The following is a 13,122-nucleotide window of genomic DNA, read 5'->3' as shown; positions in this document are numbered from 1 at the left end:
TGCCCGCGTCTTTTTTCACCTCCAGGAGCAGCACGATGGGCATCGATTCCGCATCCTCCGGCGGCGTGTATCCGCTGCATCACGGCGACCACAATTCGCATGGCGTGCCGCCGACCATCAATCCGGTCGCGCTGAGCCACGGCCGCGACCAGCCGTTCTTCGATCCGGTCGCGTACGGCAACGGCCCCGACGACTCGGTCACCGACACGACCGAAGCGGCCGCGATCACGCACCATACGATCCTGATCGACGGCAAGCGCATCGCGTACACGGCGACGGTCGGCCATCTCGTGACGGTCGACCCGAGCAGTTCGCTGCCGGCCGCGAAGATCTTCTACGTCGCGTTCACGGCCGACGGCGCGAAGGAGGAAACGCGACCCGTCACGTTCTTCTACAACGGCGGGCCCGGGTCGTCGTCGGTGTTCGTGCTGCTCGGCTCGTTCGCGCCGAAACGCATCAAGACCTCGATGCCGGGATTCACGCCGCCCGCGCCGTACCAGATGGAAGACAATCCGGACAGCATGATCGACCACAGCGACCTGGTGTTCATCAACCCGGTCGGCACCGGCTATTCGGCGGCCGTCGCGCCGAACAAGAACCGCAATTTCTGGGGCGTCGACCAGGACGCGAATTCGCTGAAGCAGTTCATCAAGCGCTACCTGACGAAGAACAACCGCTGGAATTCGCCGAAATACCTGTTCGGCGAGTCGTACGGCACCGCGCGCAGTTGCGTGCTCGCGTACAAGCTGCACGAGGACGGCGTCGACCTGAACGGCGTCACGCTGCAGTCGTCGATCCTCGACTACCGGCAGGCCGGCAACCCGGTCGGCGCGCTGCCGACCGCCGCGGCCGACGCGTGGTATCACAAGAAGCTCGGCGTCACGCCCGCGCCGACCGATCTCGGCACGTTCGTCGAGGAAGTCGCGCAGTTCGCGCGTACCGATTACCTGACCGCACTGCGCAACGTGCCGCATGCCGATCCGGCCGCCGTGCGGAAGCTGGCGGGCTACACGGGCATCGACGCCGCGACGCTGCAGACCTGGGGGCTCGACATCGCGGGCTACGACGCGCGTGGCAATTCGCTGTTCCTGACGACGCTGCTGCACGCACAGGGGCTGGCGCTCGGGTCGTACGACGGCCGCGTGACCGGGATCTCATCGGGCATCGCCGGCAAGATCGATCCGAACTCGGGCGGCAACGATCCGACGATGACGGCCGTGACCGGCGTCTACACGGCGATGTGGAACAGCTACCTGAACGAGCAGTTGAAGTTCACGTCGAATTCCGCGTTCACGGACCTGAACGACCAGGCGTTCCAGAACTGGGACTTCAGCCACATCGATCCGACCGGCGCGCAGCAGGGCATCGATGCGAAGGGGAACGTGATTCTCTATACGGCCGGCGATCTCGCCGCGGTGATGGCGCTGAACGTCGACCTGAAGGTGCTGTCGGCGAACGGCCTCTACGATTTCGTCACGCCGTTCTACCAGACCGTGATCGACCTGCAGCAGATGCCGCTCGAGGACCAGAAGGTGCGGCAGAACCTGTCCGCGCGCTTTTATCCGTCGGGGCACATGGTGTATCTCGACGGCGGTTCGCGCACCGCGCTCAAGCGCGATCTCGCGACGATGTACGACGCGACGGTCAGCGATACGGGCGCGCGGATGCGGATTCGCGCATTGCAGGCGAAGAAGACGGGCGGCCACGCGTAGCGTCGCCCGTCGTGCATGTGCCGCGCGTAACCGCCAGGTTCGCGCGGCACGGCATGGTGCGGCGGCGGGGCCGGCTTACGCGGCCGGCCAGTCGAACGGCGTGTACGGCAGCGCGCGCTTGTGGCGCGAGCCGTCGTAGAAGCGCAGCACCGTTTCGTACACGCTGTCGGCCACGGGTTTGCCTTCGAGGAAATCGTCGATCTCGTCGTAGGTGACGCCATACGCGTGCTCGTCGGGGCGCAGCGGACGCAGTTCCTCGAGGTCGGCCGTCGGCACCTTCATCACGATCAGTTCGTCGCCGCCCAGCGCGCGGGCGACCGCGCGCACGCGGCGCTTGCTCAGGCCGGCGAGCGGCAGCACGTCCGCGCCGCCGTCGCCGAACTTCGTGAAGAAACCCATCAGCGATTCGGCCGCGTGGTCGGTGCCGATCACGATGCCGCGCCGCGCGCCGGCGACCGCATACTGCGCGATCATGCGTTCGCGTGCCTTGATGTTGCCGTGCACGAAATCCTGCTGTGCCGGGTTTTCGAACGCGTGGCCGGAGGCGACGAGCGAGGCGAGCATCGCGTCGGCGGCCGGCTTCACGTCGACCGTGAACGTCTCGTCCGCGCGCACGAACGCGAGCGCGCGCTGTGCGTCGGCTTCGTCGTTCTGCACGCCGTTCGGCAAGCGCATCGCGATGAAGCGGGCGTCGTAGCCGTCGGCGCGCAGCCGTTCGACCGCCAGCTGCGCGAGCCGCCCGGCCGTCGACGAATCGACGCCGCCGCTGATGCCGAGCACGTAGGTCCGCAAGCCGGTTGAACGAAGGTACTGCGCGAGGAAGTCGACGCGGCGGGCGATCTCGGCATCGACGTCGAATTGCGGGGCGACGTTCAGTTCGGCAATGATCGCGCGTTGGCGGCTGGCGTAATCGGCGGATGTCATGGAGGGTGGTTCCGGAACGAAATGCAAGGCGCTCATCATAAGCGCAATCGCGGCCCGACGCCGCGCCGGGCATGCGATCCGGCGGGCGCGCGTTGCATCGGCGAGACGCGCTGCATCGTCATGGGGCAGCGCGCGGGGCGGCAGGCTCCGGCGTGCACGCGGATGCCTCGTTTCGATGCATGAAAGGGGCGCGGTGAGGATGCGCTCGGCTGCCGCTCGCCCGCGTCAGCGCCGTGCGAGCACGACGCCCACCAGCGCGAGCCCGAAGCCGGCGAGCTGGACGGCCGCGAGCGTTTCGCCGAACAGCAAGTAGCCCTGCAGCGCGGCAAGCGGCGGCGCGAGGAACAGCAACGACGTCGCGCGCGCGGCGTTACCGCGCCGCAGCATCCACATCAGCATCGTGACCGCGCCGCCGGACAGGAACACGACGCCCCACAGGAGCGAGATCCACAGCGCCGGCGCGCCGATCCAGCGCGTTTCGTGCAGCAGCACCACGAAGACCGCCGCGACGATCGCCGCGCCCAGGTTCTGCACGGCGACGGCTGTGCGCAGGTCGTTCTGCGCGAGCTTGCCCTTCTGATACAGCGAGCCGGCGGTGATCGAGCCGACCGACAGGATCGATACGGCCACGACGAACCACGCGGGTGCGGCGCCCGGCGGCGGCGCGACGCCGCCCGCCACCTTCGGCGCGAGCACGAGCGCGACGCCGGCGAGCCCGAGCGCCATCCCGAGCCAGCCGCGCGCGGGCAGGCGCTCATTGAACAGCGGCACCGCGAGCACGGCGGTGGCGAGCGGCTGCAGCGCGCCGAGCAACGCCATCACGCCTGCATTCAGTCCCTGCGCGACGGCCCAGTAGCTGGCGCCGAGATAGACGCCTTGCAGCAGCGCGCCCGCGATCAGGTGACGCGGCCATTCGCGGCGGGCCGGCCACGGCGCGCGCGCGGCGAGCGCCACCGCGCCGAACAGCACGGCCGTGCCGGCGAAACGCGCGAGCAGGAACAGGTTCGGATCGGCATACGGCTTGATTGCCCGGGCGACGATGAAGCCGGTGGACCACAGCGCGACGAAAGCCGCGGCGACGAGCGAGTTGAACATGCATGGCGGGCCGCGATACGGCCGGACGAATCGTGAAGTCGGCCAGTATCGGCCGAACCGGAGCCGCTGTCTTGTCGGATTCTGCATTCGCCCGTGGCGCGAGCGCGGCGGCCATTCCGTTACCGGCCGGCCAGATGAAGGTGCTGCGGCATGAAGGCGCGCCGTGGCGCGCGGAAAGGACGGGAGAATCAGTCGAGCGAGAACGTGTCGAGCGGCTGGTTCGCGCGTGCGTCGGTGGCGAAGCGCGCGGCGAGCTGTTCGTACAGCCGGCGCGCCTCGTCGAGCGTCAGGTCGATCCAGTACGGATCGCCCGCGCCGTCGTTGAGTCGTTCTGGCGAAAACTGGATTTCGAGCACACTGCCTTTGCGATACATTGCGCAAGCCCCTTGATGGTCTGTCGTTCGGCGAAGCGCAGAGTGTAGCAACCGCTTGCCGTGCCGATTCGCGCGCATCGGGCAATACAGAATTTCGCTTTCGTGAACCGCGCCGACCGCCAGCCGCGCCGCCGTCAAATGGCGGTCAAACGGCCGTAATACAATGGTCGGCTTACCCATTACCAGTCGCCTCGGGCGCATTGCGATGCTGGCGGAACAACGTCATCAATACATTCTGTCGGAGCTCGGACGATCGGGCGCGCTGTCGGTCGCCGAACTCGTGCGCTCGCTCGACGTATCGCGCGAGACGATCCGGCGCGACCTGAATGCGCTCGCGGCGCGCGGCCTGCTCGTGATGACGCACGGCGGCGCGCTGGCGGCGGACCGCCGCGAGCCGAGCCTGTCCGAGCGTGAAGCGGCGAACGCCGAAGCGAAGCGCACGATCGGGCGACGCGCGGCCGAATTCGTGCCCGACGACGCATCGGTGCTGATCGACTCGGGCAGCACGCCGCATGCGGTCGCGCTCGCTCTGGCCGACCGGCACCGGCTGTCGATCTACACGAACGACTGGCGCACGGCATTCGTGCTCGCGCGGCGCAACGGCAATCGCGTGACGCTGCTCGGCGGCGAACTGTCCGACGACGAGGACGCGACGTTCGGGCTCGATACGATCCAGCAACTCGCGCAATACCATGTCGATTTCGCGTTCGTCGGCGCGGGCGGCATCACGTCGGACGGCGACTGCACCGACTATTCGCGGCTCGCCGCCGAAGTGCGCAGCCGGATGATCGCGGCGGCCGGCACGGCGATCATCGTCGCCGACCATTCGAAGTTCGGCCGCGTGACGCCGGTGCGGATCAACGGCACATCGGCCGCGCGCTACCTCGTCACCGAGCGCGCGCCGGACAAGGCCGTGCGCCGCGCGCTGACCGCACGCGGCATCGAGCTGCTCGTGTGCGACTGACGCGGGTCCGACATACAAGGTTCATCGAACCGTCATCGCGCGGGAAGAACCACCGTCAACACTGACTCATTCATCTCGACCGGCCCGTCCGGCAGGAGCAACGAATGACCGTCAGCGTACGCAGTTATCTTTCCCCGACCCTCGTCCTGCTTGCCTTCGACTGGCCCGATGCGGCGTCGCGCACGGACTTCCTCGGCTTCGCGATCCGGCGCACGCCGGGCTTCTGGTCGGCCGACGGCAAGACGCGGGCGCCGAACAGCTGGCTGCCGAACCGGCTCACGTTCGACGGCCCGGCCGCCGACACGCAGGGCGATGCACCGACCGACCAGGCGCCGATCCAGAAATTCATGTGGTGGGACGCGCGCATCGATCCGCAGGACCGCGATGCGTCGTTCCGCTATGACGTCTTTCCGGTCGTCGGCACGCCGGAGCACCTGCAGGTGCTCGATGCGGAGGCAGGCGTGTGCGACGTCGTGCTGCCCGCGCACGTCGTGGACGGTGTCGGCACGTGGTTCAACCGTGCGGTCGTCAGCTCGCAGGCGTTCGCGAAGCAGGTCGCGGCGCTGGGTCTCGCGCCGGATGCGGCGCCGAGCGCGGACCAGGCACTGAAGCTGCGCGCGTGGCTCGCGAACGACATGGAGCAGGTGTTCGCGGCGATGCTCGACCCCGCGTCGCGCGCGGTGTCGGCCGTCTATCACCTGACGGACACGCTGTGGGCGCTGCCGGCTTTCGAGGCGTTCGGACGGCGGCACGGCGAAGCGTCGCTCGCGATCGTCTACGACGCGCACACGACCGTGCGCAAGGGCAAGCCGCCGCTGCCGTCGCCGAACCAGCCGGCCGTCGACGCGCTGCAGGGCCTCGCGACGCTCGCGCCGCGCGACCGGACGCACATCATGCACGACAAGTTCATCGTGACCGACGCACCGGTAAATGCGGCAAACGCGGTGACGCCCGCGCGCGTGCTGACCGGTTCCGCGAACTTCACGACCGAAGGGCTGACGGAGCAGGCGAACGTGCTGCACGCATTCGATTCGCCGGCGCTCGCGGCGCTGTACAACGCGCGTGCGCACGCGCTGGCCGCGAATCCGCCGATCGCGGAGACGGCGAAGTTGTCGGCGGGCTGGTCGGCGCCGATGACGATCGGCAGCGCGCAGGTGCGCGTCGCGTTTTCGCCGGAGCCGGCGGGGCAGCGCACCGAGATCGATACGATCGTCGCCGCGATCGCGGCCGCGAAGCATTCGGTGTCGTTCTGCCTGTTCATGCCGACCGATGCTGCGCTGCGCGACGCATGCTTCGCAGCCGGCGACCGCGGCCTGATGATGTTCGGCCTGGTGAACCGCATCAACGTCGGCAGCGCGACGAAGGCCGATGCCGCGCAGCACGACGGGCAGTCGCTCGATGCGGCGACGCTCGCAAACCTCGAGCTTTATCATCGCCAGCGCGATCGGCGCGACGTGATCGATGCCGCGTATTTTTCGCCGGCGACGGTGCCGAAGGGTTTCGAGCCGGAACTGCGCCTCTTTCCGGGCGAGCCGGCGCCGGCGTATCCGCCGGTCGTGATCCACCACAAGTTCATCGTGATCGATGCGGAAGGCGCGAACCCGATCGTCTACACGGGCTCGGCGAACATGAGCCGCAACTCCGAGCAGTACAACGACGAGAACCTGCTCGAGATTCGCGACACGCGGATCGCGGCGATCTATCTCGCGGAATTCCTGCGGCTCTACGAGCACTACCGCGCGCGGGCGCTGTCGATCGAGACGAAACGGCATGGCGCCGGTGCGCATCGGCAACTCGCGCTCGCACCGGATTCGAGCTGGGCGAAGAAATATTACGTGGCGGGAAGCCCGGAAGAGAAGGCGCGGATCGCGCTGGCGTCGACCGTGCCGACAGACTCGCCCGCGACGCACGCGCGGCGTGAGGCGGCCTGAAGGAGCGTGCCGCGTGCGTCCGGCTCATGCCGGTTGCACGCGGCGAGGCGACGTTCGGGAGGTGTGCCGGACGGCGAGTGGAGCGCTCGCCAGCCGGCCTTCGGGCGGAATCGCGCGGTGCGCCTACGCGGCGACGTAGCGCAGCACGGAGTCGGTGATCGTCTCGCGATGTCGCGCGCGCAGCCGCGGCGCCGACGGATCGCGGCCGAACGCGGCGCCGAACGTATAACGGTTCGACACGCGGTGGAAGCAGAACGAGCTGATCAGCAGATGCAGGTCGAACGCGTCGATGTCCTTGCGGAAGGCGCCGCTCGCCGCACCGCGCTCGAGCAGTTCCTCGAGCGTCTTGATGATGCTGACGTTGCGGTTCTTGAACGACTTCAGCTGTTCGAGATACTTCGCGCCGTGGATGTTCTCGATCGACACGAGGCGGACGAAATCGCGATGCTTGTCGTGATAGTCGAACGTGAATTCGACGAGCCGGCGCATGCCTTCGCGCGGCTCCATGTCGCCGACGTGCAGTTCCTGTTCGAGCGCGCGGATGTCGCCGTACACCTTCTCCAGCACGGCCTCGTACAGGCCTTCCTTGCTTTCGAAGTAGTAGTAGAGCATCCGCTTCGTCGTGTTCGTGCGCTCGGCGATCGCGTCGACGCGCGCACCGGCGAGGCCCATCGCGGAAAACTCCTGCGTGGCGACGTCGAGGATGTTGCGCTTGGTTTGCTCGGGATCGTATTTGCGCCGCGCATCGGTCGCAAGCGCGCGGCTTTCGGACGTGGCGGCCTTGCTTCCAGCTTTCATGTGACTTTGTTGTGAGTTCGCGGCGGCATGAAGAAACCATTCTAGCATGCGGGAAATGCCCGCCCGGCCGACCTTTCGCTCTAATCGGCCGGGCGGTTTCGGCTGCCGCCGCCGCTCAGCGCCGGCACGACGCGAGCGCGTCGCGGGCCTGGTACGCGGTGTACGTGAGCTGCGCGGCGGCGAGGCCCGCGAGCCCGAACGTGCGCGTGAGCCCGAACGCGGCGAAGCCTTCCGGCACGGGCCGCTCGCCGGCAAGCGCGGCGGCGAGCGCTTCGCCGGCGACGGTGGTGGGCGCCATCCCGTGACCGCCGAATGCGATCGCGTGCCACACGCCGTCCGCGTCGCGGCCGATCTGCGGCATCTTGTGCCGCGCGTAGCTCATCAGCCCGCCCCAGGCGTATTCGACCTTCACGCCTTCGAGCTGCGGATACACGCGCAGCAGGTCGCGTCGCAGCAGCCGCGCGATCGCGTCGGGGCCGCGGTCGAGCACGGAGATTCGGCCGCCCCACAGAATGCGCGTGTCCTTCAGCGGGCGGTAGTAGTCGAACGCGAAACGCGTGTCGTAGATGGCGTACGGCGCGTCGATCGCGTCCGGCAGGCGCGTGCCGAGCGGTTCGGTCGCGATCACGTAAGTCGCGATCGGCAGCACCGCGCGCTCGATGCGCGGCGACACGCCGCGCGCGTAGCCGCCGCCGGCGAACACGACGTCCTTCGCGCGCACCGTGCCCTGCGCCGTGCGCACGACGTAGCCGGCGCCTTCGCGCGCGATGCCGAGCGCGGCTGAGCGTTCGAACACGCGCGCGCCGCCGCGCGATGCGGCCGCCGCGACGCCGAGCACGTACTTGAGCGGATGGAAGTGGAACGCGTTCGGCTCGAACAGGCCGCCGTAATAGCGCTGCGTCTTCAGCCGCGCGCGCAGCGCGTCGGTCGCGACCGGTTCCCAGTCGACGTTGAATTCCTGCTTCATCAGCGTGCGCACGCCGTCGAGCCGCGATGGATCGTCGAACCAGTTCGCGAGCATCACGCCCTCGTCGACGATGTCGCAGTCGATTCCGTAGCGGGCGATCCGCGCGCGGATCAGGTCGACCGCGTCGACGGTGAGCCGGTACAGGCGGCGGCCTTCGTCGCGGCCGAGCGTGCGCAGCAGGTCCGCGTTGTCGAGGCTGTAGCCGCCGAACACGAAGCCGCCGTTGCGGCCCGATGCGCCGAAGCCGACCCGCTCGCCGTCGAGCACGACGACGTCCCGCACGCCGCGCTCGACGAGGCCGAGCGCCGTGCACAGGCCGGCGAGGCCGCCGCCGACGATGCAGACCTGCGTGTCGATCGTGCCGGTCAGTTGCGGGTAGGGCTGGCGGGTAACGGTGGCTTCGTAGAAGTTCTGCATGCGTTTTCGGGGATTCGTGACGGCGGAAAAACGGACGGCGCGCGTCGATCTTGCCTGAACGCGCGCGCCGCGTCGAATGGGGTTTTCAGCGCAACGGCCGCGGCGATCGGGCGGCGGCCGTTGCGCGACCGGGCGTCAGGCGCCCGGCGTCGGGTTGGCCGGGGCGGCGACGTAGGCCGGATAGCCGGCATCGGCCTTTACCGTCGCCTCGGTCGGCGCGTTGCGCTCGATCCACGGCGCGATCTCCATGTCCTCGTAGCGGACGAGGCGGCATTTGCGCACCAGCGCGTAGCCGAGCCAGATCGCGAGGAAGAACGGCAGGCCGATGTAGGTCGCGGCGATGCCGGCCCAGTCGATCCTGTCGGCGAGGAACGCCTGGTAGTCCTGGCCGAGCGCGACGATGGCGCACAACGCGAATGCGAACAGCGGGCCGAACGGAAACCACTTCGACCGGTATGGCAACTGGTCGAGCCGAAAGCCCTGCTTCAGGAAGCCCTTGCGGAACCGGTAATGGCTGACCGCGATGCCGAGCCACGTGATGAAACCGCCCATGCCCGACGTGTTCAGCAGCCACAGGTACACCGTCTTGTCGCCATACAGCGACGTGAGGAAGCACAGCGCGCCGACGGCGGTCGTCGCGTACAGCGCGTTGCGCGGCACGCCGCCCGGCGACAGCTTCGCGAACAGCTTCGGCGCGCGGCCTTCCGTCGCGAGGTTGTAGAGCATCCGCGTCGACGCGTACATGCCCGAGTTGCCGGCCGACAGCACGGCCGTCAGGATCACCGCGTTCATCACGCCGGCCGCGAACGCGAGGCCCGCGTGGCGGAACACGAGCGTGAACGGGCTCACGCCGACGTCGGTCACGTCGCTCTTCAGCAGGCTCGGGTCCGTGTATGGAATCAGCACGCCGATCACGAAGATCGCGAACACGTAGAACAGCAGGATGCGCCAGAAGATCTGGCTGACCGCGCGCGGGATCGTCGTGCGCGGGTTCTCCGATTCGCCGGCCGCGACGCCGATCATTTCGGTGCCCTGGAACGAGAAGCCCGCGATCATCGCGACGCCGAGCATCGTTGCCCAACCGCCCGCGAAGGGCGCGTCGCCGATCGTGAAGTTGCCCCAGCCCGCGCTCGGGCCGCCTTGCATGATCCCGAAGATCATCAACAGGCCGATGCCGACGAACGCGACCACCGTCAGCACCTTGATCAGCGCGAACCAGTATTCGGCTTCGCCAAAACCGCGTACCGACAGCGCGTTGAGCGTGAAGATCAGCGTGAGGAAGATCGCGCTCCACCAGACGCCCGGCACGTGCGGAAACCAGTAGTGCATCACGAGCTGCGCGGCGACGAGTTCGACCGCGAGCGTCACGGCCCAGCTGTACCAGTAGTTCCAGCCGAGCGCGAAGCCGAAGCCTTCGTCGACGAATTTCGCGCCGTAGGTCGCAAACGAGCCCGACACCGGCATGAACGCGGCCATTTCGCCGAGGCTCGTCATCAGGAAGTAGACCATCAGGCCGATCAGCATGTACGCGAGCATCGCGCCGCCGGGGCCGGCCTGCGAGATCGACGCGCCGGACGCGACGAACAGGCCCGTGCCGATCGAGCCGCCGATCGCGATCATCCGCAGATGACGCGCCTGCAGCGCGCGGTGGAGGGACGGCTTCGCGGGCGGCGAGCCGGACGGACGGGGCGAGTCGGGGCGGGCATCTGAATGCATGGCGGGTGCTGGGCGCTGTCTCCGGGATTGTTTTTTGGTGACGAAGGGCGACGCGTCGGCGGCCGGCCGGCGGTCAGCGGCACTGCTTCGCGGGCCTGGTCCGGATCCACCGGATTTACCGGTGCAGCGGTGCGCGACGCGTGTCGTCTTCGTCTGTCGTCCGGCTGCCGCTGGGCGGCCGGCGGCGCGCCGGGTGCCATGCACCTCGTCGACGCTGCACCGATTGTGTGTGCCGACCGCATGCGCGGCAAACGATATTTCCGCACAGGGTGATGCGGCTTTGTCATCAACTTGTCGCGCGGCGCAATCGGGTCGGGCGACCCGGCCATCGGCCCTGGATACGTCACATGCCGGCATCGAAACGAGCGGATCAGTCCTGCCGAGGTGTTGCGTTTTGGGAATGAAGTCGTGAGTTAATATCAATAGCGGCCCGACTTGTGGCCATCGACAATGTGTCTCATGGATCGTGCCTCGCGAGGCCGGGGCGTGCCGTCGGGCCGGGTTTCCGGCGGCGGCGCCGCGCGATGCGCCAGGCGGCGCACCGGGCCCGCCTGGCGCATCCGCTTGCACACGGCGCGCGAACGCGCTCCAATCGAATCACGCGGGCGGCGTCGCCGCCGCACCGATCAATCTGTCCCTGAAGAGGAAGTGATGCAATTCAACGACATTCTTGCTGCGCTCGACATCGATCTCGCCCAGTGGAAAGGCAATGCGCTGACCGCGCGTTCGCCGCTCGACGGCGCGACGCTCGCGACGCTGGCGGTGGACTCGCCCGCCGACGCCGAGCGCAAGATCGACGCCGCGCACGACGCATTCCTCAAGTGGCGCACGGTGCCGGCGCCGGTGCGCGGCGAGCTCGTGCGCGTGTTCGGCAACGTGCTGCGCGAGCACAAGGCCGAGCTCGGCCGCCTCGTCACGCTCGAAGCCGGCAAGATCACGTCGGAAGGGCTCGGCGAAGTGCAGGAAATGATCGACATCTGCGACTTCGCGGTCGGCCTGTCGCGTCAGCTTTACGGCCTGACCATCGCGTCCGAGCGCCCGGGTCACCGGATGATGGAGACGTGGCACCCGATCGGCGTGTGCGGCGTGATCTCGGCGTTCAACTTCCCGGTCGCGGTGTGGGCGTGGAATGCCGCGCTCGCGTTCGTGTGCGGCGATCCGGTCGTGTGGAAGCCGTCGGAAAAGACGCCGCTCACCGCGATCGCATGTCACCAGCTGCTCGCCAAGGCGCTGCGCGAATTCGACAAGACGCATCCGGGCGTCGCGCCGGAAGGCCTGAGCCAGCTCGTGCTCGGCATGCGCGACGTCGGCGAGGTGCTGACGTCGTCGAAGAAGGTGCCGGTCATCAGCGCGACCGGCAGCGTGCGGATGGGCACGGAAGTCGCGAAGGTGCTGAGCCAGCGTCTCGCGCGCGGCATCCTCGAACTCGGCGGCAACAACGGGATGATCGTCGCGCCGAGCGCCGATCTCGACCTCGTGGTGCGCGCCGTCACGTTCGCGGCGGTCGGCACGGCCGGCCAGCGTTGCACGACGCTGCGCCGCCTGATCGTGCATCGCAGCGTCGTCGACCAGCTGCTGCCGCGCATCGAGAAGGCCTATGCGTCGGTGAAGGTCGGCAACCCGCTCGAGGAAGGCACGCTCGTCGGCCCGCTGGTCGACCGTGCGTCGTTCGACGCGATGCAGAAGGCGCTGGCCGACGCACGCGAGCAGGGCGGCGAAGTGAAGGGCGGCGAGCGCATCGACGTCGGTCACGCGGATGCGTACTACGTGCGTCCGGCCATCGTACGGATGCCGAAGCAATCGGCGGTGGTCGAGCGCGAGACGTTCGCGCCGATTCTCTACGTGATGGTCTACGACGACTTCGAAGACGCGATCGACGTGCACAACGCGGTGCCGCAGGGCCTGTCGTCGGCGATCTTCACGAACGACATGCGCGAGGCCGAGCAGTTCATGTCGGCGGCGGGCAGCGATTGCGGGATCGTCAACGTGAACATCGGCACGAGCGGCGCGGAGATCGGCGGCGCGTTCGGCGGCGAGAAGGAAACGGGCGGCGGCCGCGAGTCGGGTTCGGATGCGTGGAAGGCGTACATGCGCCGTGCGACGAACACGATCAATTACAGCCGTCAGTTGCCGTTGGCGCAGGGCGTGAAGTTCGACGTGTGACGCAGCGGCCCGTCAGGGCGCGTTGACGTTCGAATGACAAGGGCCGGTTGCCGCGAAAGCG

The 13,122-nt window shown here is 68.2% G+C and carries 10 protein-coding genes; 4 read left to right on the top strand and 6 right to left on the bottom strand.

Annotated elements, in window-relative coordinates; genetic code table 11:
* Positions 1 to 35 precede the first annotated feature (35 nt).
* Positions 36 to 1,712, top strand: a complete 1,677-nt coding sequence (locus WS46_RS21130; RefSeq protein WP_059532624.1) for a S10 family peptidase — start codon at positions 36 to 38, stop codon at positions 1,710 to 1,712.
* A gap of 75 nt (positions 1,713 to 1,787) precedes the next feature.
* On the opposite strand, the gene nadE is transcribed toward WS46_RS21130, so the two are convergent.
* The 3 genes from nadE to WS46_RS21115 form a co-directional block, all read right to left on the bottom strand.
* Entirely contained in the window at positions 1,788 to 2,636 is an 849-nt protein-coding gene (gene nadE / locus WS46_RS21125) for an ammonia-dependent NAD(+) synthetase (protein WP_059532621.1), read from the bottom strand.
* 225 nt (positions 2,637 to 2,861) lie between these two features.
* Positions 2,862 to 3,731, bottom strand: a complete 870-nt coding sequence (locus WS46_RS21120; protein ID WP_059691635.1) for a DMT family transporter — start codon at positions 3,729 to 3,731, stop codon at positions 2,862 to 2,864.
* A gap of 188 nt (positions 3,732 to 3,919) precedes the next feature.
* Positions 3,920 to 4,105: a hypothetical protein gene (locus WS46_RS21115; RefSeq protein WP_006752380.1), complete on the bottom strand. Its 186-nt coding sequence runs from the start codon at positions 4,103 to 4,105 to the stop codon at positions 3,920 to 3,922.
* 205 nt (positions 4,106 to 4,310) lie between these two features.
* On the opposite strand from WS46_RS21115, the gene WS46_RS21110 reads away from it, so the two are divergent.
* Positions 4,311 to 5,069: a DeoR/GlpR family DNA-binding transcription regulator gene (locus WS46_RS21110; RefSeq protein WP_059532616.1), complete on the top strand. Its 759-nt coding sequence runs from the start codon at positions 4,311 to 4,313 to the stop codon at positions 5,067 to 5,069.
* A gap of 104 nt (positions 5,070 to 5,173) precedes the next feature.
* Positions 5,174 to 7,000 (top strand): phospholipase D-like domain-containing protein, encoded by a 1,827-nt coding sequence (locus WS46_RS21105; protein WP_059691634.1) that lies wholly within the window; start codon positions 5,174 to 5,176, stop codon positions 6,998 to 7,000.
* 123 nt (positions 7,001 to 7,123) lie between these two features.
* Here WS46_RS21105 and WS46_RS21100 read toward each other — a convergent pair whose 3' ends face one another.
* The 3 genes from WS46_RS21100 to WS46_RS21090 all read right to left on the bottom strand — a co-directional run bounded on the left by WS46_RS21100 (position 7,124) and on the right by WS46_RS21090 (position 10,898).
* Positions 7,124 to 7,798: a TetR family transcriptional regulator gene (locus WS46_RS21100; RefSeq protein ID WP_059464545.1), complete on the bottom strand. Its 675-nt coding sequence runs from the start codon at positions 7,796 to 7,798 to the stop codon at positions 7,124 to 7,126.
* A 115-nt stretch (positions 7,799 to 7,913) separates the two neighbouring features.
* Positions 7,914 to 9,182, bottom strand: a complete 1,269-nt coding sequence (locus WS46_RS21095; RefSeq protein WP_059691633.1) for an FAD-binding oxidoreductase — start codon at positions 9,180 to 9,182, stop codon at positions 7,914 to 7,916.
* A gap of 135 nt (positions 9,183 to 9,317) precedes the next feature.
* Positions 9,318 to 10,898, bottom strand: a complete 1,581-nt coding sequence (locus tag WS46_RS21090) for an amino acid permease (RefSeq protein WP_059691632.1) — start codon at positions 10,896 to 10,898, stop codon at positions 9,318 to 9,320.
* Positions 10,899 to 11,549: 651 nt separating this feature from the next.
* On the opposite strand from WS46_RS21090, the gene WS46_RS21085 reads away from it, so the two are divergent.
* A complete protein-coding gene (locus WS46_RS21085) occupies positions 11,550 to 13,061 on the top strand; it encodes an aldehyde dehydrogenase family protein (RefSeq protein ID WP_059532606.1) in 1,512 nt (503 codons plus the stop codon).
* The last annotated feature ends 61 nt before the right edge of the window (positions 13,062 to 13,122 follow it).

This window comes from Burkholderia sp. RF4-BP95 (assembly GCF_001521985.1).
Taxonomy (GTDB): Bacteria; Pseudomonadota; Gammaproteobacteria; order Burkholderiales; family Burkholderiaceae; genus Burkholderia; species Burkholderia diffusa.
This window is presented reverse-complemented; position numbering and strand designations above follow the sequence as displayed.